The organism is Azospira oryzae, from assembly GCF_004217225.1.
GTDB classification, from domain to species: Bacteria; Pseudomonadota; Gammaproteobacteria; order Burkholderiales; family Rhodocyclaceae; genus Azospira; species Azospira oryzae.
Map to the genome: position 1 here is coordinate 1413099 of NZ_SHKM01000001.1, position 22554 is coordinate 1435652.

A 22554-nucleotide genomic window follows, 5' to 3' on the forward strand; every position below is an offset into this window, starting at 1 on the left:
CTCCTCAAGCCTTTTCAATGTTCACAAGGAAGGCCTTGTATTCCGGCGTCTGCGTGTTGCAGTCGCCCACGGCGGGGGGCAGGGTGTTGGAGAGGAAGCCCTTCTTGGCCACCGTCTCCCAACCCCAGTGCAGGGGAATGCCGACCTGGTGCACGGTCTGCTTGTTCACCGTCAGGGCCTTGATGCGCTTGGTCACCACGGCCTTGGCCTTGATGTAGCCGCGCTTGGAACTGACCTTGACCCAGTCCCCGGCCTTGATGCCCTTCTCGGCGGCCAGGGCCTCGCCCACCTCGACGAACTGCTCCGGCTGGGCGATGGCACTGAGGCGCACGCTCTTGGTCCAGAACTGGAAGTGCTCGGTGAGGCGGTAGGTGGTGCCCACATAGGGGAATTCCTTGTGGGTGCCGAGGCGTTCCTTGTCCGCCTTGAAAATGCGCACCGCCGGGCTGGTCACCACCTTGGGATGCAAGGGGTTGGTGCCGAGGGGGCTTTCCATGGGTTCGTAGTGCTCGGGGAAGGGGCCGTCCACCAGCTTGTCGGTGGCGAACAGGCGGCCCACGCCTTCCGGATTCATGATGAAGGGGTTCATGCCCGAATCCGGGGCCGCATCCACCTTGAAGTCGGGCACGTCGGCGCCGGCCCACTTCTCGCCGTTCCAGGCGATCAGCTTGCGCTTCGGGTCCCAGGGCTTGCCGGCGGCGTCGCAGGAGGCCCGGTTGTAGATGATGCGGCGGTTGGCCGGCCAGGCCCAGGCCCAGCCCGGGGTGTTGCCGAGGCCCGTGTCGGTGTTGTCGCGGCGGGCCATCTGGTTGCCGGCCTGGGTCCAGCAGCCGGCGAAGATCCAGCAGGCGGACATGGTGGAGCCGTCGTCCTGCAGCACGGCGAAGCCGGGAATCTGCTCGCCCTTCTTCACCAGGAACTGGCCCGGGTTCTTCGGATCGGGAATGTCCGCCAGGGCGCGGCCGTTGAGTTCCTTGGCCAGCTCTTCCGGAGTCGGATCGTAGGGGTTCTTGTAGGGCCAGGAGAGATTGAGGATGGGCTCGGGCACGGCGCCGCCCTGCTCCTGGTACAGCTTCTTCAGGGCCATGAACAGCTCGGCGATGATCTCCTGGTCGGTCTTGGCCTCGCCCGGGGCGTCGGCGCCCTTCCAGTGCCACTGCAGCCAGCGGGAGGAATTGACGATGGCGCCGTCCTCTTCCGCGAAGCAGGTGGAAGGCAGACGGAACACCTCGGTCTGGATGCTGGCCGGGTCCACGTCGTTCAGCTCGCCCTGGTTCTGCCAGAAGGTGGAGGTCTCGGTGGCGATGGGGTCGATGATCACCATGTACTTCAGCTTGGCGAAGTCGGCGGCGGTCTTTTTCGCGTCCGGGAAGGAGGTCAGGGGGTTGAAGCCCTGCACGATGAAGCCGTTGATCTTGCCCTGGTGCATCAGGTCCATCACCTGCAGCACGTCGTACATCTTGTCCCACTTGGGCAGCCAGTCGTAGCCCCAGTTGTTGTCCTTGGTGGCCTTGTCGCCCCAGAACCACTTCATCAGGCTGACGAAGAACTTGGGGGTGTTGCCCCAGTAGTTCAGCTGGCCCGGCTGCAGGGCCTTGGGCGTGGTCTTCTCCAGGTAGTCGGCGAAGGTCGGATGGGCCTTCTCGCTGGGCAGGGTCAGGTAGCCGGGCAGGCTGGTGGACAGCAGGCCCAGGTCGGACAGGCCCTGGATGTTGGAGTGGCCGCGCAGGGCGTTCACGCCGCCGCCGGGCATGCCGATGTTGCCCAGCAGCAGCTGGATCATGGCCATGGTGCGGATGTTCTGGGCGCCCACGGTGTGCTGGGTCCAGCCCAGGGCGTAGAGGATGGTGCCGACCTTGGTCGGCACGCAGGTCTCGCCCAGATGCTTGCAGACGGAGAGGAAGCCTTCCTTGGGGCTGCCGGTGAGGTCGGAGACCACTTCCGGCGTGTAGCGGGCGTAGTGGGCCTTCATCAGGTTCCACACGCAGCGCGGGTGCTGCAGGGTCGGGTCGGTCTTGGCCTGGCCCTTGGCATCCAGCTCGTAGCTCCAGGAGCCCCGGTCGTACTTGCCCTTGGCCTCGTCGTAGCCGGAGAAGAGGCCCTCGTCGAAGGTGAAGCCTTCATTGACGATGAAGCTGGCGTTGGTGAAGGACTTGACGTAGTCCCACTGGATCTTGTCGTTGCTCACCAGCCAGTTGATGATGCCGCCCAGGAAGGCGATGTCGGAACCGGCGCGGATCGGCACGAATTCGTCGGCGACGGCGGCGGAGCGGTTGAAGCGCGGGTCCACCACGATCAGCTTGGCGCCCTTCTTCTTCGCCTCGATGGCCCACTTGAAGCCCACCGGGTGGGCCTCGGCCGGGTTGCCGCCCATGATCAGGATGAAGTCGGCGTTCTTGATGTCCACCCAGGTGTTGGTCATGGCGCCGCGGCCGAAGGTGGCGGCCAGGGCGGCCACCGTGGGGCCGTGGCAGACCCGGGCCTGGGCGTCGGTACCGACGATGCCCAGGGAGCGCATGAACTTCTGGGTCAGGATGCCGGTTTCGTTGGAAGAGGCGGAGGCGGTCAGCATGGCGGTGGACAGCCAGCGGTTCACCGTCACGCCGTCGGCGTTCTTGGCGACGAAGTTGGCGTCCCGGTCGGCCTTCATGTGCTTGGCGATGCGTTCCACCGCCTCGTGCCAGGAGATGCGCTTCCATTCCTTGCTGCCCGCTTCCCGCACTTCCGGGTACTTGAGGCGGTTGGGGCTGTGGATGAAGTCCAGCAGGCCCGCGCCCTTGGGGCACAGGGAGCCGCGGCTGACGGGGTGATCCGGGTCGCCCTCGATGTGGATGATCTCCTGCTTGGCGTTCTTGGCGCCGTCGCCCAGGCTGTACATGAGCAGGCCGCAGCCCACCGAACAGTAGGTACAGGTGTTGCGGATCTCCTTGGCCCGGGTCAGCTTGTACTGACGTACCTCGGCCAGGGCGGTGGCGGGCGAGAAGCCCAGGGCCACCAGGCTGGAGGCGGAAAGACCCGCCGCCGAAACCTTGAAGAACTGCCGTCGTGTGACTTGCATGAATCCTCCCTTGAAAGCGGAATTGCCGTGCTCCGGGCCGCCCGTGCAGAAGTCGCCTGACCTTCCGCCGGACCATCGCCGCCCACGGCTCGGGGAACATTTCGCACTTTCCGTGCCACCCGCCAAAACCGCTTCGCCACAAGGGTTTTGTGCTTCGCAGCAAGCAAAAACGGGACATTCTGTCCCTCGCCGACCGGACAGAATGTCCCGCTGCAGCGCAGCAGAAGCGCCCTGCCCCGCCCCCGCAGCGGGGCCGAAAATGGGCCGCCGCCATCGACGCCGGACCCCGCCACAGCCCTGGCGCCGCGCCGTTCCGCCGCCCCGCCATTCGCGCCCGGCGCCGCTTCCGGGCACAATCCCGTGCACGATTCTTGCAACCCTGCGCAGATGGCCCGCCAGCCCGGGCCCAATCCGGCCCCCACCGCCCACTGAAGAGACCCACCCACATGACCCTCTCCGCCCACGACGACACCGCCGCCGCCATGGCCGCCGCCGGCCTGGTGCCCGGCCAGTCCCCCTCCCCCGTGCGCCTGCCCGCCGCCAGCGTCTTCAAGACCCGGGCCGCCCGCCTGCGCCAGCTGGCCGAAGGCCACAGCCTGGGCGACTGGCTCGGCTTCGTCGCCACCCTCAGCGACGCCCAGCAACAACGCATCGACGCCGCCCCCGGCCTGACCCCCGGCGCCTCGCCGGAACAGCAATGGCAGGGCGACCTGCAGGCCCTGCTGGCCCTGCTCCAGGACCAGGTGCCCGAACCGGCCCGTCCCACCCTGGCCGCCCTGCAGCACGCCGACGCCGCCAGCCTCAGCGCCCTGGCCGAGCGCATCGTCGGCGGCACCATGGAAGCGGACGACATGATCCTCGCCCCCTTCGTCATGGCCGCCCTGCAAGTGGCCTGGACCCGCCACGCCGCCGGCCTGGACGCCGCCAGCGTCGCCGCCCCCGCCACCGCCCACAGCTGCCCCGTCTGCGGCAGCGCCCCGGTGGCCGGCGTCATCCACGTCGGCAACGAATCCGGCGGCCTGCGCTACCTGCACTGCGGCCTCTGCCACACCGCCTGGCACCACGTCCGCGCCACCTGCGTCGCCTGCGGCGAAGGCAAGGAAGTCAGCTACCGCGCCCTCGACGAGCGGGAAGACGGCGCCCGGGCCGAAGCCTGCGACACCTGCCGCAACTATCTGAAGCTGCTGCTGGCCGAAAAGGTACCTGGGGCCCCCGGCCTGGACCCCATCGCCGACGACATGGCCACCCTGGCCCTGGACATCCTGGTGAGCGAGGAAGGCTACCAGCGCATCGGCATCAACCCCTTCCTGCTGCTGGGCGAATAAGTTCCCGCTCCGGCACATGCCGGAGAAGCACAAAAGACGGCCCTCCCGGCGATGCTATTGCCGGGATGGCCGTCTTTATTGGGGTGTAGCGGGGTGGGTAGTGGTGATGGTTCGCCTGGGTATGGCGGACTGTTCCTTGAGGCGCTGCCGGGTGTGATTCCTCGGAGGCGGGATGTCTGAGTCTTCAGGCGCAAGGGGTGTCTGAATCTTCAGGCGTGGTGGGTTTAGTTACCGCTGTGTTCCGCGCCTGACGCGCGGGTTACTTATTCTTGTCTCGCCAAGAATAAGTAACCAACAAGAAGGCGAGCCCGGTTTGGCGCCCCGCTACGCGGGGTCCCCTGCGCTACTCGCTTCCGGCGGGGGCTGCGAGTATTGGCAGTTCGTCGGGCCGAAAGGCCCTCAAACAGTGCTCGCCCTTTTCCCGCCACAAGCTCCGTTGCTCGGCGCCGCACAGGGCGGGATTGGCACTCTCTGAATTCTGCCATCAACTCAAATCGGTAATTGTCTAGGGAAAGCAGATGTTCAACGATTGACATGAGGGGCCGCCGGAGCGGCGAAGCCGCGGAGGGAACCGAGAAGCGTAGCTTCTCGGTTCCCTCTCGACCGACGGGTTAGAGGTCATGGGCACGTAGGTTCCTTCAAAACGTTCCCGTAAGGGTTTTTGTACGTCGCTAACTGCGCAGGGAGGTTTGGTTCTCGACTTGCAATGTCTTTTGCAAGCCAACCGCCCGGATGTTCTTTGAGGGCTGACGAAAGCAACATGGCCTCGGTTGCAGCGGAAATCTTGAGTTTCTCAAGAACAGCAGCACTGCAACCTTTGGACAGATTGGCCTCTAGTTCCCGATAACGCTCCAGATGGTTAAACGCCAGCATTCCTTGGATCTGCGCAAGCTCAGCCGCAAAACTACTCATTTGGTTTTTCATCGCTGCACGGGCAGAAAGCTCAGCGGCGGCGACGATGGAGAGGAGATAGAAAATGATAAGCGCAGCCTTCTTCATATGACCTCTAACGTTTGAATTCACCGGCCTGCGCGGCTTTGTGCGTAGGTCCGGTGGAATGATCGGTTGGGCCACAGGAAATTGCGGCTGCGGCTTGTTCTTGACTCAGCATGTAGTCAATGAAAGACGATAGCTCCGTCATTAGCGCACATGGAAAAGGCCTTCATCCAATCTTGATAGGAGGTACGAAAGTATTCGTCAGGATGCTTCGAGGCGGCGACTTGATACTGAAGGAAGTCCTTGTAAACACGCTTGCACACGACGGGGCCAATGACGCCTTCGGCGTCGGAGAAGTCAATTAGCTCCCAAAATGGTCCCCGCTTGATGTTCCAAACCGTAGCGTCGTACCGAAGCTCGGTCTTTCCATTGAACGATTTGAACGGCGTCTGCTCATTGCCGGCGAGCTTTGCTAACTCGTTTCGCCAGTAGTTGTAACCGGAGTAGGAACCTGCCCTGAACTCAAAGGCCGACTCGTAGTGGTAGACCTTTCCCGCCGTCAAACCAGCAAAGCGTTCCACAAACTCCACTGGGGCCAACTTAACTTGATTAGGTTCCCGTGGTTCTCCATCGCTATCGAATTGCGGTGAGGGAACGATTGAGAGTCTCTCGTAGGCTGATACGTCCAGGCCGGCATATGCAGCAACCGGCGAGAGGACTATTGCGACAAGTAACTTACGAAGCATGAGTACTCCTGGGGCCCAACGTTGTAGGTAAGGGGCGCTACGCGGCGCTTTATCGCGCAGCGCCCAGCGACCGGAGGGAGCGGCCTTGACCGGAATGTTAGACCTCGACCTGGTGAACTGCCCGTTGCGGAAGGTTTGGATTAGGTGGTTCATGACACTTAGCGCCCAGGAGGAATTAGAACTTCTGCCGTTCCTCGGCTTGTGAAGTCAATGGGCGGAACTTCGATTCCTTCAGTTGCGAAAGCCCAAGGATGATTCACGATTTTTGAAGCAAGGATATCTAGGTAAATCCATCTTTCGTTTGGCGAAAGTTCATGGTTGGTTTGGAAGCCAACGGATGTTCCACAGTTGACGGAAAGGACGAGTGCGCCACTCTCTAGCTCCATTAGGACCCACTCGTTGGGACTGCGCCAAACTTCTCTAGACACGTGGAGTTCCTTTCTAAGAGGTCTAACGTGCTAGCTCAGCCGCCGCCGAAGGCGGTCCGCTGGAGCGCAGGGTTGGGCGTGATTGCTGAGCATTACTCTGCCGACCTTTGCGCGGAAAGCTCTGCTCGAAGCTGATTAACGTCCTTTCCGGCGATCGCCACGTTTTCGTTTGGGAGTTCGTGAATTGACACGAAAAAATAGTCCTTTGGAATACGCATGACCTCCGCTGAGACTTCAGTGAGCCTTTGGATGAGTTCGCGCTTTATCTCGGGTGTTAAGGCTCCCGCTTCAAAACAGATGTATGGCATATGAGTTCCAGCAATAAGGTTGACGACATGTGTAACACACGAGAATTCAGTGCCTCACCAGGTTTCTAGGCTGATGATGCCCAACGTAGAGCTAACCGGCGCTGCGCGGTTTTATCGCGCAGCGTCCAGCGACCGAAGGGAGCGTGGTTGAGCGCCATGTTAGGACTAGAAGCATGATTGAACACCCCAAGTTTCGAATTGCATGCCAGCGAACCCCAGGCAAATAAGTGTAAGCAATGCAAAGCCTGCCCCATGCGCAATGCGATGGATGGACTGCGATGCCAAGCCGAGTGCTGCGCCACCGGAAGCAGCGCTGACCAGCAATGGAAGCAGACCAACACTCTCAAGCTCTAGTGCGCGAATTGGATCGCCGAGCGAGCCGCCTTTGGGGTCACCTGTACAACCAGCTTTGAACATCACGAAAAGAACCACTGCTGCGCTCACGGCGAATAACAGCCCAAGGCCGATAGGTAAGTATTTCGGAGCGCTAGCCGCCATAAGTGGTAAGCCCTAACGCACAAAGTAAATGGCGTGCCGCTTGCGGCACGTCCGAGCGCCTGCAAGGCGCGGTTTGACTGGGGGGTTAGAGCGCACGTTTGTGATGGCATCTAATGTCACCATACCCAGCCTCCCAATCCCACGCTTCATGAGCCGTGCACGTTTCCAACTGCACACTCTTGCGATGTGAAAACAGTCTGATGCTTATGATTGCAGGATTTGCATTCAGGCACGTCCAGTTAAAAGGCTGCCGTTCTGGAAGCACAGCCTGGTTTGTCACTTTCAAACTTTCAATAGAAACGTAGCCACCACCCATGCACATGCCGTTATCGCCACCATATACAGCGATGTTCGCTTCAACAGTTGCTTGGCCGACTTTGCACGACAACCTGTGTTTTCCGTGCGAAAGTTTCTGATACCCTGGTGGCCTCTCTCTGGTGCCAATACCTGGCTGGCTGGTATCAACCACAGAAACAATAGAAAACTCTTTCTTTGCTTGATTGCATTTGACAGCCACTCCAAATGAAGCCCAGTCCGCGCGTACGCCATTAGCGAGTATGCAGAGAAGGAGAAGTACCAGAAGTCGCACTGTATGCCTCAGCTTTGCGCTCTAACGTTTGAGTTGAGGGACCGCCAGCAAGCGCAGCTTGCCGGCGGTCCCTCTCGAACGAAAGGTTAGGCATCACTGTCATTTTTCAAACCGCTTCATGTCAATCAACTCGAAGTCACTCATCACGTTAAATGTCGGCAGATACGTTTCCCAAAGCTCCTTTGTTGTTCCAGCGATTGAGACAATTGCGACGTCCATTCCGCTGGTACCCCAGAACATGGAATAGAGAATGTGGTACGGCCCTTCCTCCGTCTCAAGACATATTCGAGAGAAGAGTCCTTGATTGCTCTCCGGACAGGAATTGATTACGGTCGCTTGCTTCGCCTTGGCGGCGGCAAAATCAAGGATGAATTGCTTTGCTGTTTTTCCCGTGCCGTCCTTGACGCCGACAAAGGTCTGAATTCTGACGCCGGTTGTATAAGGACGCCCGCCGGATGCATCTTCGCGGGAGATAGTCCAGCGATAGGCTCGACTGTTATGAGATTCTGAGTAGAACCAATCCTTCGGGCGGGAAATTTTTCCACCGGTTGGCTCAAAAATCTGTGTGACGTATTCGGTTGGCGGGACTTCAGCAGACGCGATAGCAGAAATCGCTAACGTGGCGATGAGGAGCAGCACTCTCGGAATGGGGTGGTTTGTCATTGATGCCTAACGTGCTAGCTCAGCCGACGGCAAAAAGCGCAGCTTTTTGACGGTCGGCTGGAGCGTGTTGTTAGCCATGGTTACGTTTAAAGCCGAGAACAAAATGAACCCCCATTCCGACGAAACCGATAACAATGCCGAGCATTGCGATGCGGATACCTGCATCGGTGTGAATTAACGTTGCAACCAACCACCCATTGATTGCGACGAAAAAACCAGAGAAGAATATTTTTAAGCCCAATAGCTGGCGCGGCTTGATAGGCGGAAGAGAGACAACAATGCGCCCTGATATGGATTTCGCGATAAAAACTCCAATTAGCGCAATGCCTACCCCCGCCAAAGAAAACAAAAAGCCTTGATCAGGCGAAAAGGTCTTTGTCCGAGTAATGGATAGGCCCATGAGGGCTCCGTAGGCTCCGGCAATTACATACATAGCGAGGTTGCGGACAAGACGGGTTTTCATTGTGGCTAACGTGGAGGTCACCGGCGCTGCGCGGCCGTATCGCGCAGCGTCCGGTGGACCGCAGGGTTATGTTTCACTTTCACCGGAGAGCCGTTGCCTTTGCCTCAAAACGGGCAGCTAGCTCACTGTCGGCTGTGCCCGCAAGGCGCTTGCCATACTGGGCAAACACCTCTCCCGCATAGGCGCGCTCTCGGTCGGAGAACTTATCGGTTAAGGGGAGCGCACGCTCAAGAAAACGTGCGCCCTCGAACCACTTGTCTTGACCCGCGAGGCTGACCGATAGCTCGACGAGCCGACGACCAATCTTCTGCTCGGAGGGAGCGGGCAGCTTCTCTTCGATTGCCAAGGACTCCTTGAACAATTGCTCGGCCTCCCCGAACTTTGACAGGCGACGCTTGATTCGCGCAAGGTTGTAGAGCTTCTGCGATTTCAACTCGGGGCCGAGGTTCCCCAAATCGACGTTAACCAATGCTCTGTAGCAAGCCTCCTCTGCAACATCAAGCCGGCCATTGCTTTCAGCGACTGCGCATGTTTCCGAGTAATTGTCGGAGGTGGCGCGGTTGATTGGGTTGGCACAGCCACCGACAAGCAATGCTGTAAGTAGCAGTGTCCAGAACAACACCTTCATGTGGCCTCCTGTGAAACATAACTAGTAGTAGACGACAAAAGTGTCCAATAAAAATGGGGCTGTCCAATATCCTGGAACACCGGACAGCCGAATCGATTGTCCTGCAACGGATTCAGCAAACCTTCCGTTTACTGGCCCCGCTAAAAATCCGTGAAACCGGACAGCCTCAAACTTACCGACAGGACGCCAGAATCGCAACCCGAAGTTGCGAATTGCATATTCCAATCAAATAGACAATTCCCTCCCAACCGATGCGATCACGTTCGCCACGCCACCGGGTTTCCACCCCCTTCCACCCCCGCCGAGCAGCGCAAGGCGGGCGGGGGGCTTTCGGCGAGGACTGTTTGAGCCCCCGCAGGGGGCGAGTTCCGCAGCCGCCCCGCTCGACTGAGCAGCGCAGGGGAGCCCGCAGGGCCGGGGGTGAGGGTTCCCCTTCTTTTGGTTCCTTTTCTTGGGGAAGCAAGAAAAGGAACCCGCGCGGCGGCGCGGAACACAGCCGCAAAATCAACAAACCACGCCCGAAGCACCACCCCAGCACAGCAACCAAAAACAAAGGGCGGTTGCAACCGCCCTTTAACCTCACTCCCCCGCCTTCATAAACCGCGCCGCAAACACCGGCGCCGACGGCTGTTCCGTGTATTGCGCTTCCCGGCGCAGCCACAGGGTGAAGGTGGTGTGCTCCCCCGGCGCGCTTTCCACCGTGATGCGCCCGCCGTAGCGCTGGATGATGGCGTAGGAGATGGACAGCCCCAGCCCCGTGCCCTCCTGCTTCTTGGTGGTGAAGAAGGGATCGAAGATGCGGTCCAGGTCGGCCGGGGCAATGCCGTGGCCCGTGTCCCGCACCCGCAGCAGGGCGCCGGGGAAGGAGGCTTCGCCGGGGATGGCGTCGTCGGGGCCGATGTCCCGGCTTTCCACGCTCAGGGTGCCGCCCTGGGGCATGGCCTGCATGGCGTTCATCATCAGGTTGATCAGCACCTGCTGCAGTTCGCCCCGGTTCATTTCCACATTGCAGCCGGCCTCGAGCCGGGTCTCCACCTTGACCCCGGCCTTGTTCAGGTTGTGCCGGGTCAGCACCAGGCAGTCGGCCACCACGCCGTTCACGTCCGTGGCTTCGGCATAGCCGGCGAAGTCGCCGGGGCGGGCGAATTGCAGCAGGCGGGTGACGATGGCGCGGATGCGCTGGGTCTGTTCGTCGATCAGGCGGATCTCGCCCCGCACCGGTTCGGCCTGCTCCCCCAGCACGTCCCGCAGCAGTTCCAGGTTGCCCTGGATCACGGCCACCGGGTTGTTGATCTCATGGGCAACGCCGGCGGTGAGTTCGCCGATGGCGGTGAGTTTTTCGTTCATCACCAGCTGCTGCTGGGCCCGGCGCAGGGTGGCGTTGGCCTCTTCCAGGGCGGCGGTGCGCTCGGCCACCTTGCGGTCCAGCTCGTCGGCGGAACGCTGCAGTTCCAGGCGGCGGGCGGAGAGGGAATCGAGCAGGTGGTCGAAGGCCCGGGAGAGGCGGCCCAGTTCGTCCTTGCTGGCGCTGGGGCCGACCCGGGCGGTCTCTTCGCCGGCCTCGATGCGGGCCATGACCCGGTTCATGCGCTCGATGGGGCGGAAGATGGTCTGGGCCCAGCGCAGGGCGGCCAGGGTGCCCAGGCCCGAGACCAGCAGGAAGAGCAGGAAGAGGCCGGCCAGGGCGCCGTGCAGGGCGGTCTGCAGGGGGGCTTCGAGAAAGCCCACGTAGAGCATGCCGACCCGCTCGCCGCGCAGGTTGAGCAGGGGCTCGTAGCCGGAGACGTAGGTGTCGTCCACCACGAAGGCGGAGCCGAGCCACACTTCGCCCCGGCCCAGCACCTTATCGCGCACGGCCTGGGAGACCCGGGTGCCGAGGGCGCGCCGGCCTTCGAAGAGACGCACGTTGGTGGCAATGCGGGTGTCGCCGAGGAACAGGGTGGCGGTGCCCTGGCTGCCCAGGGGCAGGGAGGCCTGCTGATAGACGATGGTGTTGATGCGGTCCACGATGCCCAGGTTGCCGTTGAGCAGGACGCCCCCTTCCAGCACTCCCAGCATCTGGCCTTCGCTGCCCAGCACCGGCACCGCGGCCTGGATCACCAGGCCCCGGTCTTCGGCCCGGCGCGGGTCGGGGGAGGCATTGCGGGTGGGCAGCAGGTCCAGGTGGGCCCGCTGGCGCAGGGCGGGCGCCAGTTCGTCGAGCTGCTCCGGGGCGAACACTTCCAGGCCGTGCTGGCCCCGCCCCTGCAGGGCGGACTGGACCACGTCCCAGGCGCTGCGGTCCACCGGGCCGCGGCCGCCGGCCCGCACCCGGCCGCGGGAATCGAGCAGAACCAGATAGTCCAGGCCCTGGGCCAGGGCCGCTTCCTGCAGCAGCAGGTCCATGTCGTCGGGAGCGCCCCGCTGCAGGGCCTGCAGCAGGCGGTGGGAGGAGGAGAAACCTTCCAGGTTGAGGCTGACGCCGCTCTGCACCCGGTCGAAAAACTGGCGGGCGGTGACCAGGTCGGAGCTGACCTTGTTAACCAGCAGCTGGTTGTAGCCCTGGGTGCCCCATATCCAGACGATGAGCAGCAGCACCGGCACCCCCAGCAGCAGGGGCGCCAGCACCAGGGCCAGCAGCTTGAGCCGCACCGAGCCGGCGAAGGAGGCCTGCAGTTCCTCCAGGCGCCGCCCGGGATGGCGCAGCCAGGCGCCCAGGCGGCCGCTCATACCCCCCACTCGGCGCACTTGCGGTCCAGGGTCTTGCGGGAGACGCCCAGGAGGTCCGCCGCCCGGGCCTTGCTGCCGTTGCTCTGAGCCAGAACCGCCAGGATGTGGCGCTTTTCCACCTCGGCCAGAAGCAGGGAGGGGGGCGCTGCCGCCGGCTCCATGGCGGCGCCGTCGCTGCCCAGGGAGTCCAGGGGAAATTCGCCGAAGAGCAGGGAGCGCTCGACGAAGTTGCGCAGCTCCCGCACGTTGCCGGGCCAGGCGTAGGCCGAGAGGGCATGAGCCACCTCGGGGGTGATGAGCAGGGGCGCCACGCCGAGCTGGACGCACAGGTTGTCCATGAACAGGGCCGCCAGCTCGGGCACGTCCTCGGCGCGCTGGCGCAGGGGCGGCACGGTGAGGGTCATCACTTCCAGGCGGTAGAAGAGGTCCTGGCGGAAGCGGCACTGGGCCACCTCCTGCTTCAGGTCCCGGTTGGTGGCGGCCACCACCCGCACATCCACCGGCACCTCGTGCTCGGTGCCGACGGGGCGGATCTTGCGTTCCTCCAGCACCCGCAGCAGCTTGGACTGCAGGGCCAGGGGGAACTCGCCGATTTCATCGAGGAACAGGGTGCCGCCGTGGGCGTAGTAGAAGAGGCCGTTGCGGGCCTCCTTGGCGCCGGTGAAGGCTCCCTTCACGTGGCCGAAGAGTTCGGATTCGATGAGGTCGGCGGAAATGGCGGCGCAGTTAACCGCGACGAAGGGCCGGGAGGCCCGGGGCGAGAGTTGGTGCAGGGCCCGGGCCACCAGTTCCTTGCCGACGCCGGATTCGCCCTGGATCAGCACCGTCGAGGGCGTCGGCGCCACCCGCCGCACCAGGGCCCGCAGGCGGGCGATGCTGTCGGAGTGGCCGACGATCTCGTCCCGGGCGCCGCCCCGCTCTTCCAGCTGGCGGCGCAGGACGAAGTTCTCCCGGGCCAGGCGGGCCCGCTCGAAGCAGCGGTTGATGGAATTTACGATCTGGTCCACGCGGAAGGGCTTGAGGACGAAGTCGGAGGCGCCGGCGCGCAGGGCGTCGATGGCCGTTTCCATGTCGGCGAAGGCGGTGATGAGGATGACGTCGCCGGCGAAACCGGCGGCCTTCAGTTCCTTCAGCCATTCCAGGCCGGATTTTCCGGGCAGGGCGATGTCCAGGATGATCAGGTCGAAGTGGCGCCCGGCCAGCTGGGCCGCCCCCTCCTCGGCGCTGGCCGCCGCCTCCACCTGCCAACCGCGCAGGGCCAGGGTGCGGGAGAGGAAGCTGCGCATGCCCTCTTCGTCGTCCACCACCAGCACCGTCGGTTCGGCGGGGCGGTCGGCAGGATCGGGGGATTCGGACCCGGGGGTTTCGGGAATGAAGGCCATGGCGAAGAAGGGAATGGGCGCGGAAAGGGCCGATTATAAGCCCCGCCGGCGCCCCGCCCGGCCCTCAGGGACGCAGTTCCACCAGGGTCAGGTCGTCGCGGAACTGGTCGCTGCCGTGGTAGCGGGCCGCCGCCAGCCAGATGCCCTGCACCGAGCGGCGCGGCCCCGGCTCCGCCAGGAGGGCGAAGATGGCCTCCTCGCCGAAGGCCTTGCCGTTCTCGTCCTCGCACTCGCAGAAGCCGTCGGTGAACAGGTAGAAGCGGTCCCGGGGATGGAACACCAGTTCCGTCGGCGCTTCCGTCTCCCCCAGGTTGGGCTGCAGGCCGAGGGGATAGTAGGCCGAGCCCACCAGGGTCAGCTTGCCCCGGCCGCTGCGGTTGAAGCAGCCGGGCATGCCGCCGTTCCACACCCGCAGCCGGTCCCGGGCGGCATTCACCTCCACCAGGGCGAAGGCCATGAACATCTGCAGCGGCAGGCGCTGGAACATGACCCGGTTGAGTTCGATCAGCAGGGCCTCGGCATCGCCGTTCTCCGCCGCCTGGGAATAGAAGACGTGGCCCAGCAGGGGCGCCACCACGGCGGAGGCGGGGCCGTGGCCGGAGATGTCGCCCACCAGCACCCACTGGCGCCGGTCCGGGGTCATGGCGGAGAGCAGCATGTCGCCGTTGCTGCGGTCCACCGAGGAAAGGACGTAGCGCAGCTTGTGGGGATCGAAGGTCTCGGTCTCCCGCAGCCGGGTGAGGATGTCCTCGGCCAGGCAGCGCTCATGCATCAGCCACTGGTTCTGCTCCGCCAGCTGGCGCCGCGCCTCGGCCAGGGCCACATGGCTGCGGATGCGGGCGCGCACAATGGAGGGACTGACCGGGCGGCCGATGAAATCCACGGCCCCCAGGGCCAGGCCCCGGACCTCGTCGCGGATGGCGGTCATGGCGGTGACGAAGACCACGGGAATGGCGGCGGTGGCCGGGTCGGACTTGAGCCGGTCCAGCACCTCGTAGCCGTCCATGCCCGGCATCATGACGTCGAGCAGGATCAGGTCCGGCGGCGGCTCGTCCACGGCGCAGGCCAGGGCTTCCGGACCGTTGTAGGCGAAGCGCAGGTCGTATTCGAACTGCAGGCAGTCGGCCAGCACTTCGACATTTTCCCGGGCGTCGTCCACGATGAGGACGATGGGGCGCCGGGGCGTCCGCCACGGACACCCCCTGCCGGCGGGCAGCCCGGGGCTGCCCTGGTCGGACGCATGGGACACGGAAGCCCTCCAGCCACTCCGGATCGGAACGGTCGCCGGCGGGCCGGAGCCCGCCATGGCGGCGTCAGACCAGCTTGAGCACCTTGTGCAGATTGACCAGCTTGAGGACTTTCTTGACGTCGCTGCTGCAGTTATGCAGCTCCAGGGACTTGCCTTCCCGGGTGACGCGGTCGTTGATGACCATGAGGGCGCCGATGCCCGAACTGTCGATGTAGGTCAGCTTGCCGCAGTCGAGGATGACCCGGCTGGCTTCCGGCATGGCGATCAGGCTGTTGCAGCGGCTGTGGAAATTGACGGTGTTGGAGTAATCCAGGCGGCCCTCCAGGACCAGGGAACACTCGCCATCCTGCTGGCGGATTTCAGCTTGGTTGTCCATTTCTTATCCCCCTGAAACTCCCGGGAGGCAGGCGGGGCCGGCCTCCGGGCAAGATTGAGCCACTCACCCGACCCAGTGCCTCCCTGGAAATGTCTCTCAGCGTTATATGGCGCGGGCCGGAGGGTCATTAGGCTACCGCCGCCGCCCCCGCGTCAAGCCCCTGCCATCAACGTACGGCAAACCGCTTTTCCATCTCCGCCGCCATGGCGTTGAACTGCTCGGCCAGCTCGTGCTGCAGCAGGGACGGCCCCAGCAGGGAGGGCAGCCAGAAGTCGGGAACCATCGCCACCCGGTAGGAAAAACGGGTGCCGCCGTCCAGGGGCGCCAGCACCATGTCGCTCTCGAATTGCCTGGTATTACCGGCCAGGCCGCGGGCCTGGATGCGCCGCCGGGGCGTCAGGGTGATCTCCCGCAGGGACTCGAAGGCGAAGGAGAAAATGCCGAAGCGGGCCCTCCCCTTCTGCTCCACCTGCAGCACCTGGCCCTGGCGGGAAAGCACCCGGCTGCTGCTGAGATTGGTGAGGATGGCGGTCATGTTGTCGAAGTCCGTCAGCACTTCCCAGGCGACGGACGGCGGCACCGGCACGACGAACTGCGCCTCCACCGTCCACGTCTCGCCCTGGCGGCGCACCTGGATCTCATCTTCGTCGATGCGGGCGGGGGCATTGGCGCCGGCGAGGACCAGGCCGGGGGCTAGCGGCAGCAAGGAGAGGGCCCGCAGAAGGAGGCGGCGGCAGGAATCCATGGCCCATTCTTGCGCCGGGCCCTGACCCGGGTCTGACCGGGCCGTGTAAAAGAATGTTCAGAGGGAGAGCACGGCAGGGAGGAAGACCTCGTTCACCAGGAGCCCCTTGGCGCCGCGGCCGAAGCGGGAGCGGCGGGCCCACAGCCAGCCGGGCTGGGGGCCGAGGGCGGCCTCGGCGCTACGGTAGAGGCGGTGACGCCGGTCCAGGGCGCGGAATTCGAGGCGGCCCCGGGCGATGCGCGGGTCGGAGAAGAGCAGGCTGCCCAGGGAACGCTGGCCCAGGGCGAAAAAACGCTGATCGAAGGGATGGCGCGGCGCCAGGGGCATGACGGTGTGGGCGAAGACCACCGGCACCTCGTCCGCCAGCAGCAGCACTTCCCGCATCCAGACCCGGGTGCCGGCGGGCAGGCCGAGGCAGGCCGCCTCTTCGCTGCCGATGGGGGCCAGGCACTGGCGCAGGCATTGCACGCGGAAACGGTCGCAGCGGGCACGGATGCGGGCGGTGAGGGAACCCCGCTCCTCCAGCCAGGGACGCAGGGCCGGGGCCGGGGCCCGGCCGCGTTGCAGCAGGGCCGGGCGCCAGGCGGCGCGGGCCGGGATCATCGCGGCGCGGGAGCGCGCTCGATGCCGCCCAGGGTCAGGCCGGCCTTGAGACCCCGCTGGGCGAACCAGCCCTGGTTCATCTCCAGGGCGAAGCGGGCGTCCTTGTCGGCGCAGTGGCTGTTCTCGGTCTGGGGCTGCATGTCGCGGATGTTGATGATGCGGCCCTGTTCATCGAGGAAGGCGACGGAAAGGGGCAGCAGGGTGTTCTTCATCCACATGCAGTGGCGGGCCGGGAAGGGGAAGACGAACAGCATGCCCTGGTTGGCCGCCATGCTGCGGCGGTTCATCAGGCCCTGCTGGCGGTCCGGATCGGTGTAGGCCACTTCGGCCTCGATGCGGTGGAAGCCGGCGGTCAGTTCCAGGCGGCCCATCTCGGCCAGGGCGCTGCCGCACCAGGCAGCGGCTACCAGGGCCAGGGCGGCGCCCAGGGAGCGGGAAAGGGTGGTGGTATGCATGGGGCGGAATTATAGGCCAGCCGGCAGCGGCTGCCCTATTTTGCGCAGCGCCGGGCCGGGCAGGCCGCAAGCCTGCCGGAGCGGCCGCGGCGGCTTAGTGGTGGCGCTTGGCGTGGTGCTTGGCGGCCTTGGCAGGCTTGACGTGCTTGGCATGGCTCGCCTTCTTGGCGTGGTGGCCATGGGTGGCGGCTTCAGCGACGCCGGTGCCGAGGGCGAAGGCCAGGGTCAGGGCGAGCAGTAGGGCTTTTTTCATTTGCAACTCCGTCAGGGGATGGGGTTCGGCCGGGAGCGCCGTCCGGCGCCAGGTCGGCAAAGCCGCCCTGCAGCAGACGCCACTCTCCCGGGGCCAGGCCTTCCACGGAAGCCCGGCCGATGGCGGCCCGGATGAGCCGGAGCGTAGGGTAGCCCACGCTGGCTGTCATCCGCCTGACCTGGCGGTTCTTGCCCTCACGGATTTTCAGTTCGATCCAGCTGGTGGGGATGGCAGCCCGGTAGCGGATGGGCGGCTCCCGCAGCCACAATCCATGCGGTTCTTCCATGAGCCTGGCCTGGGCCGGCCGGGTGACGCCATCCTTCAGGGCAACCCCCTGGCGAAGGGCTTGCAGCGCGGCTTCCGTCGGCACGCCCTCCACCTGCACCCAGTAGGTCTTTTCCAGCTTGTAGCGGGGATCGGCGATGCGGGCCTGCAGGACGCCGTCGTCGGTGAGCAGGAGCAGGCCTTCGCTGTCCGCATCGAGGCGGCCGGCGGGATAGACGCCGGGTATCTCCAGGTAGTCCTTGAGGCCCTGCCAGCGGCCTTCGGGGGTGAATTGGGAGAGAACGCCGTAGGGCTTGTTGAAAAGGAGGATGCGGGCCATCTCAGGCGTTTTCCCCGCCGGCGGCGTAGAGGCGGCTAAAGCGCAGTTCTTCCGGATAGGGGAAGAAGTCCTCCACCCGCCCCTGGCGGATCTGCTCCTGGGCCGCCTGCCAGAATTCGGGCTGCAGCAGGTCCCGGTGGTGCTTGAGGAAGGCCTGGCGCACCGGCCGGGAGCCGAGCAGGAAGGTGGCGAACTCTTCCGGGAAGACGTCGTTGCGGGCCACGGAATACCAGGGCTCGCCGGACATTTCCAGTTCCGGATAGGGGGCTTCCGGGATGGCCCGGAAATTCATGTCGGTCATGTGTTCGATTTCGTCGTAGTCGTAGAAGACGATGCGGTTGTAGCGGGTGACGCCAAAGTTCTTCCACAGCATGTCGCCGGGGAAGATGTTGGCGATGGCCAGTTCCCGAATGGCGTTGCCGTAGTCCTTCACCGCCGCTTCCACCTTCTCTTCCGGGGCGTTATCCAGATAGATGTTGAGGGGCGTCATGCGCCGCTCGATGTAGAGGTGCTTGATGATCAGGTCTTCCCCGTCCTCCTCCAGGAGGGAGGGCACCTGCTGCCGCAGTTCCTCCAGCAGGGCCGGATCGAAGCGGGAACGGGGCAGGGCCGCGTAGGAGAACTCCAGGGTGTCGGCCATGCGCCCCACCCGGTCCACCTGCTTCACCAGCTGGTACTTGTACTTGACCGTGGCGTGGTCCACTTCCTTGGAGCTGCCGAAGACGTCCTTGATGATCTTGAAGACGTAGGGGAAGGACGGCAGGGTGAACACCAGCATCACCAGGCCCCGGATGCCGGGGGCGACGATGAATTTGTCCTCCGAATGGCGCAGGTGGTAGATGAGGTCGCGGAAGAACATGGTCTTGCCCTGCTTGCCCAGCCCCAGCATGGTGTACAGCTCGGAGCGGGGCTTGCCGGGCATGATGGAGCGCAGGAACTGGACGTAGCCGGAGGGCACTTCCATATCCACCATGAAATAGGCCCGGGACAGGGAAAAGAGGATGGAGATGCGCCAGGCGTCGAGCAGGATCGTATCCAGATAGAGCTTGCCACCCGGGGTGTGCAGCACCGGGATGGCGAAGGGGTATTCCTGGTTGCCGTTGATGGCCTTGCCGATGATGTAGGCGCCCTTGTTGCGGTAGAAGGCGGAGTACAGCACCTGGATCTGGCAGTTGGCCTCCCGGGCCGGCAGTTCGCCTCCGAGATGGGTCCGGATGGTGCGGTAGAGGTAGTCCACGTCCCGCTCCAGGTCCTCGAAATCCCGCTGCCAGTCGAAGTCCAGGATGATCTGGCGCATAGTTTCCGCGAGGCCGCCCTCCCCCGGGTAGTAGCTGGAGTAGGTGGGCGGATTGGATTCGATGTTCTCCGTGGAGATGGCCGGCCGCACGAAGATGAAGTCGTTGTGGAAATAGGTTCGGTGCAGGATCTTGCAGCACACGGAGTTGAAGAAGGTCTCCGCCAGCTCCGGCTGCTTGTGATTGAGCAGCAGGCCGATGTAGAGCAGCTTCACCTGCTGCCAGGTGGCGTCGTCCAGGGCCTCGGCCCGGAATTCGTCGCGCAGGCGCTCGACGCACTCCTCCACCCGGTCGTCGTAGAAACGGATGCGGTCCTTCACCGCCTTGTGCACCGCCAGCCAGTCGCCGGACTCGAAACGGAACTTGGCCTCCCGGCTGGTCTGGCGGAACAGCCGATAATGCTTGTTGAAGCCGTCGATGAGGGCAATGGCGATGCGATTGGCGGTGGCGGCGGTCGAAATGTCCATCGGCACGGGCGGGACGCGGAAGAAAGCGGAAATCTTAGCACCGGCCAGCCCCGCCTCCCGCGGAAATGGGGCCCGGACAGGCCCCATGAGGGGCCCTGGGGAGGGAAAGGCGGGCATCCATCCCCACGGCATTCATTGCACGGTACGCAATAAGATTGCACCGGGTGATATAATATATATAAGAGTTGTCCGCACCTTTAACTACGAACTATGTGAGGGATTAGCATGTCTGCTGGTAAGTCGAAGATCATTTACACGCTCACTGATGAGGCGCCCCTGCTGGCGACCTGTGCTTTTCTGCCGATCATCCGCACCTTCACCGGTCCGGCCGGCGTTGAAATCGCCGAAAGCGACATTTCCGTGGCCGCCCGTGTCCTGGCCGAATTCTCCGACTACCTGCGCGACGACCAGAAGGTTCCGGACAACCTGGCCGAACTGGGCCGCCTGACCCAGGACCCCGACACCAACATCATCAAGCTGCCCAACATCAGCGCCTCCGTGGCCCAGCTGGTGGCTTGCGTCAAGGAACTGCAGGCCAAGGGCTACGCCATCCCCGACTACCCGGAAAACCCCACCACGGACGAGGAAAAGGCCCTCAAGACCCGCTACGGCAAGTGCCTGGGCTCCGCCGTGAATCCGGTGCTGCGCGAAGGCAACTCCGACCGCCGCGCCCCGGCCGCCGTCAAGAACTACGCCAAGAAGCACCCCCACTCCATGGGTGAATGGAAGCCCTGGTCCCAGACCCACGTGGCCCACATGGACCACGGCGACTTCTACCACGGCGAAAAGTCCCTGACCCTGGACAAGGCCCGGGACGTGAAGATGGAACTGGTCACCAAGAGCGGCAAGACCATCGTGCTGAAGCCCAAGGTGGCCCTCAAGGACGGCGAGATCATCGACTCCATGTTCATGAGCAAGAAGGCCCTGTGCGACTTCTACGAGAAGGAACTGGAAGACTGCCGGCAGGCCGGCATCCTCTTCTCCCTGCACGTGAAGGCCACCATGATGAAGGTGTCCCACCCCATCGTCTTCGGCCACTGCGTCAAGATCTACTACAAGGAAGCCTTCGAGAAGCACGGCAAGCTGTTCGACGAGCTGGGCATCAACGTCAACAACGGCATGGCCACCCTCTACGAGAAGATCGACACCCTGCCCGAATCCAAGCGCGACGAGATCATCCGCGACCTGCACGCCTGCCAGGAGCACCGTCCCCGTCTGGCCATGGTGGATTCCGCCAAGGGCATCACCAACTTCCACTCCCCCAACGACATCATCGTGGACGCTTCCATGCCCGCCATGATCCGCGGCGGCGGCAAGATGTGGGGTGCCGACGGCAAGCCTTACGACTGCAAGGCAGTGATGCCCGAATCCACCTTCGCCCGCATCTACCAGGAGATGATCAACTTCTGTAAGTGGCACGGCAACTTCGATCCCAAGACCATGGGCACCGTGCCCAACGTCGGCCTGATGGCCCAGAAGGCCGAGGAATACGGCTCCCACGACAAGACCTTCGAAATCGCCGAAGCCGGCATCGCCAACATTGTGGACCTGGCCACCGGCGAAGTGCTGCTGTCCCAGAACGTGGAAGAAGGCGACATCTGGCGCATGTGCCAGGTGAAGGACGAGCCGATCCGCGACTGGGTCAAGCTGGCCGTCACCCGCGCCCGCAACTCCGGCATGCCCGCCGTCTTCTGGCTGGACCCCTACCGTCCCCACGAGGCCGAGCTGATCAAGAAGGTGGAGAAGTACCTCAAGGATCACGACACCAGCGGCCTGGAAATCCACATCATGTCCCAGGTGCGCGCCATGCGCTTCACCCTGGAACGGGTCGCCCGCGGCCTGGACACCATCTCCGTCACCGGCAACATCCTGCGCGACTACCTGACCGACCTGTTCCCCATCATGGAACTGGGCACCTCCGCCAAGATGCTCTCCATCGTTCCCCTGATGGCTGGCGGCGGCATGTACGAAACCGGTGCCGGCGGCTCCGCCCCCAAGCACGTGCAGCAGCTGGTGGAAGAAAACCACCTGCGCTGGGATTCCCTGGGCGAGTTCCTGGCCCTGGCCGTGTCCCTGGAAGAGCTGGGCATCAAGACCGGCAACGCCAAGGCCAAGCTGCTGGCCAAGACCCTGGATGAGGCCACCGGCAAGCTGCTGGACGAGAACAAGTCCCCCTCCCGCCGTACCGGCGAGCTGGACAACCGGGGCAGCCAGTTCTACCTGGCCCTGTACTGGGCCCAGGCCCTGGCCGCCCAGTCCGAGGACAAGGACCTGGCCACCAAGTTCGCTCCCCTGGCCAAGTCCCTGGCCGAAAACGAGCAGAAGATCGTGGACGAGCTGAAGGCGGTCCAGGGCAAGCCCGTGGATATCGGCGGCTACTACCTGGCCGACCAGGCCAAGGTGACCGCCGTGATGCGCCCCAGCGCCACCCTCAACAGCCTGCTGCAGGCCGCCAGCGCCGCCTGATCGGCACCCGCCCGGCCCACGGCCCGGTCCAGCCCCCGTCCCGGGGGTTTGGCCGGGCCGTTTTTCTTGTGTCGGCACCGGCCTTGCCACCTGCCGGACGCTCCCTCCCGTTCCGCCCCTCTTCCACCCCCTTCTCTGCTCCTCTCCCCGCCAGCATCCCGGTCGGCAACACCCGATTGCCGCCGGCGCCAGCCCCCTGTCCCGGCCCTGGATGGGCGTCTGTCCCCCCTCCCCGTTTTTCATACATAATGCCCCGGTGCCGGCCTGAGTTTCTCCTGGCCCAAGGCCCTCGCCCGGCATGATCACGA

General features: G+C 64.0%; 19 protein-coding genes. 2 read left to right on the top strand and 17 right to left on the bottom strand.

Translation table 11 applies throughout. From position 1 onward, the window contains the following. Positions 1–4: 4 nt before the first annotated feature. Positions 5–3058, bottom strand: a complete 3054-nt coding sequence (gene fdnG, locus EV678_RS06435; RefSeq protein WP_130458899.1) for a formate dehydrogenase-N subunit alpha — start codon at positions 3056–3058, stop codon at positions 5–7. A gap of 446 nt (positions 3059–3504) precedes the next feature. Between fdnG and fdhE the strand changes: the two genes are divergently transcribed. Then, positions 3505–4383, top strand: coding sequence for a formate dehydrogenase accessory protein FdhE (gene fdhE, locus EV678_RS06440; protein ID WP_130458900.1), 879 nt, complete (start codon positions 3505–3507; stop codon positions 4381–4383). Between the two features lie 618 nt (positions 4384–5001). On the opposite strand, the gene EV678_RS06445 is transcribed toward fdhE, so the two are convergent. From EV678_RS06445 to aceK, 16 genes are all read right to left on the bottom strand, one after another. Continuing rightward, the gene (locus EV678_RS06445) at positions 5002–5382 is read right to left on the bottom strand and encodes a hypothetical protein (protein ID WP_130458901.1); all 381 of its coding nucleotides are present in this window, start codon (positions 5380–5382) and stop codon (positions 5002–5004) included. Between the two features lie 116 nt (positions 5383–5498). Continuing rightward, on the bottom strand, positions 5499–6065 hold the full coding sequence (locus tag EV678_RS06450; RefSeq protein WP_130458902.1) for a hypothetical protein: 567 nt from the start codon (positions 6063–6065) through the stop codon (positions 5499–5501). Positions 6066–6585: 520 nt separating this feature from the next. Next, positions 6586–6801: a tautomerase family protein gene (locus tag EV678_RS16580; protein WP_130458903.1), complete on the bottom strand. Its 216-nt coding sequence runs from the start codon at positions 6799–6801 to the stop codon at positions 6586–6588. A 1186-nt stretch (positions 6802–7987) separates the two neighbouring features. Then, the gene (locus EV678_RS06460; RefSeq protein ID WP_130458904.1) at positions 7988–8527 is read right to left on the bottom strand and encodes a hypothetical protein; all 540 of its coding nucleotides are present in this window, start codon (positions 8525–8527) and stop codon (positions 7988–7990) included. A gap of 94 nt (positions 8528–8621) precedes the next feature. Beyond that, positions 8622–9014: a hypothetical protein gene (locus EV678_RS06465; RefSeq protein WP_130458905.1), complete on the bottom strand. Its 393-nt coding sequence runs from the start codon at positions 9012–9014 to the stop codon at positions 8622–8624. Between the two features lie 79 nt (positions 9015–9093). Continuing rightward, entirely contained in the window at positions 9094–9642 is a 549-nt protein-coding gene (locus EV678_RS06470) for a tetratricopeptide repeat protein (RefSeq protein WP_130458906.1), read from the bottom strand. Positions 9643–10221: 579 nt separating this feature from the next. Beyond that, the gene (locus tag EV678_RS06475; protein WP_130458907.1) at positions 10222–12351 is read right to left on the bottom strand and encodes a cache domain-containing protein; all 2130 of its coding nucleotides are present in this window, start codon (positions 12349–12351) and stop codon (positions 10222–10224) included. Then, positions 12348–13733, bottom strand: a complete 1386-nt coding sequence (locus tag EV678_RS06480) for a sigma-54-dependent transcriptional regulator (protein ID WP_130458908.1) — start codon at positions 13731–13733, stop codon at positions 12348–12350. The genes EV678_RS06475 and EV678_RS06480 overlap by 4 nt, the downstream gene beginning before the upstream one ends. Before the next feature lie 64 nt (positions 13734–13797). After that, entirely contained in the window at positions 13798–14982 is a 1185-nt protein-coding gene (locus EV678_RS06485) for a SpoIIE family protein phosphatase (RefSeq protein WP_165397459.1), read from the bottom strand. Positions 14983–15046: 64 nt separating this feature from the next. Further along, on the bottom strand, positions 15047–15358 hold the full coding sequence (locus EV678_RS06490; protein WP_130458910.1) for an STAS domain-containing protein: 312 nt from the start codon (positions 15356–15358) through the stop codon (positions 15047–15049). 166 nt (positions 15359–15524) lie between these two features. After that, positions 15525–16103 carry an SRPBCC family protein gene (locus EV678_RS06495; protein ID WP_130458911.1) on the bottom strand — a complete coding sequence of 193 codons (579 nt, stop codon included), beginning with the start codon at positions 16101–16103 and terminating at the stop codon, positions 15525–15527. A 57-nt stretch (positions 16104–16160) separates the two neighbouring features. Then, complete coding sequence (locus EV678_RS06500; protein WP_130458912.1) at positions 16161–16706, bottom strand: chorismate--pyruvate lyase family protein; 546 nt, start codon at positions 16704–16706, stop codon at positions 16161–16163. Continuing rightward, positions 16703–17161 (bottom strand): DUF192 domain-containing protein, encoded by a 459-nt coding sequence (locus tag EV678_RS06505; protein ID WP_130458913.1) that lies wholly within the window; start codon positions 17159–17161, stop codon positions 16703–16705. The genes EV678_RS06500 and EV678_RS06505 overlap by 4 nt, the downstream gene beginning before the upstream one ends. A gap of 94 nt (positions 17162–17255) precedes the next feature. Continuing rightward, on the bottom strand, positions 17256–17414 hold the full coding sequence (locus EV678_RS16045) for a hypothetical protein (protein WP_014238303.1): 159 nt from the start codon (positions 17412–17414) through the stop codon (positions 17256–17258). Beyond that, positions 17353–18018, bottom strand: a complete 666-nt coding sequence (locus tag EV678_RS06510) for a pseudouridine synthase (protein WP_130458914.1) — start codon at positions 18016–18018, stop codon at positions 17353–17355. The genes EV678_RS16045 and EV678_RS06510 overlap by 62 nt, the downstream gene beginning before the upstream one ends. A gap of 1 nt (position 18019) precedes the next feature. After that, positions 18020–19780 (bottom strand): bifunctional isocitrate dehydrogenase kinase/phosphatase, encoded by a 1761-nt coding sequence (gene aceK / locus EV678_RS06515; RefSeq protein WP_130458915.1) that lies wholly within the window; start codon positions 19778–19780, stop codon positions 18020–18022. 225 nt (positions 19781–20005) lie between these two features. Between aceK and EV678_RS06520 the strand changes: the two genes are divergently transcribed. Then, the gene (locus EV678_RS06520; protein ID WP_130458916.1) at positions 20006–22246 is read left to right on the top strand and encodes an NADP-dependent isocitrate dehydrogenase; all 2241 of its coding nucleotides are present in this window, start codon (positions 20006–20008) and stop codon (positions 22244–22246) included. Positions 22247–22554: the final 308 nt, after the last annotated feature.

Excerpts from the sequence above, each read along its gene's own strand:
- EV678_RS06445 (WP_130458901.1), bottom strand. The coding sequence starts at position 5,382 with ATGAAGAAGGCTGCGCTTATCATTTTCTATCTCCTCTCCATCGTCGCC.
- EV678_RS06495 (WP_130458911.1), bottom strand. The coding sequence starts at position 16,103 with ATGGATTCCTGCCGCCGCCTCCTTCTGCGGGCCCTCTCCTTGCTGCCG.
- EV678_RS06470 (WP_130458906.1), bottom strand. The coding sequence starts at position 9,642 with ATGAAGGTGTTGTTCTGGACACTGCTACTTACAGCATTGCTTGTCGGT.
- EV678_RS06505 (WP_130458913.1), bottom strand. The coding sequence starts at position 17,161 with ATGCATACCACCACCCTTTCCCGCTCCCTGGGCGCCGCCCTGGCCCTG.
- EV678_RS06480 (WP_130458908.1), bottom strand. The coding sequence starts at position 13,733 with ATGGCCTTCATTCCCGAAACCCCCGGGTCCGAATCCCCCGATCCTGCC.
- EV678_RS06500 (WP_130458912.1), bottom strand. The coding sequence starts at position 16,706 with ATGATCCCGGCCCGCGCCGCCTGGCGCCCGGCCCTGCTGCAACGCGGC.
- fdnG (WP_130458899.1), bottom strand. The coding sequence starts at position 3,058 with ATGCAAGTCACACGACGGCAGTTCTTCAAGGTTTCGGCGGCGGGTCTT.
- EV678_RS06510 (WP_130458914.1), bottom strand. The coding sequence starts at position 18,018 with ATGGCCCGCATCCTCCTTTTCAACAAGCCCTACGGCGTTCTCTCCCAA.
- EV678_RS06450 (WP_130458902.1), bottom strand. The coding sequence starts at position 6,065 with ATGCTTCGTAAGTTACTTGTCGCAATAGTCCTCTCGCCGGTTGCTGCA.
- fdhE (WP_130458900.1), top strand. The coding sequence starts at position 3,505 with ATGACCCTCTCCGCCCACGACGACACCGCCGCCGCCATGGCCGCCGCC.
- EV678_RS06475 (WP_130458907.1), bottom strand. The coding sequence starts at position 12,351 with ATGAGCGGCCGCCTGGGCGCCTGGCTGCGCCATCCCGGGCGGCGCCTG.
- EV678_RS06465 (WP_130458905.1), bottom strand. The coding sequence starts at position 9,014 with ATGAAAACCCGTCTTGTCCGCAACCTCGCTATGTATGTAATTGCCGGA.
- EV678_RS06520 (WP_130458916.1), top strand. The coding sequence starts at position 20,006 with ATGTCTGCTGGTAAGTCGAAGATCATTTACACGCTCACTGATGAGGCG.
- EV678_RS06490 (WP_130458910.1), bottom strand. The coding sequence starts at position 15,358 with ATGGACAACCAAGCTGAAATCCGCCAGCAGGATGGCGAGTGTTCCCTG.
- aceK (WP_130458915.1), bottom strand. The coding sequence starts at position 19,780 with ATGGACATTTCGACCGCCGCCACCGCCAATCGCATCGCCATTGCCCTC.
- EV678_RS16580 (WP_130458903.1), bottom strand. The coding sequence starts at position 6,801 with ATGCCATACATCTGTTTTGAAGCGGGAGCCTTAACACCCGAGATAAAG.
- EV678_RS16045 (WP_014238303.1), bottom strand. The coding sequence starts at position 17,414 with ATGAAAAAAGCCCTACTGCTCGCCCTGACCCTGGCCTTCGCCCTCGGC.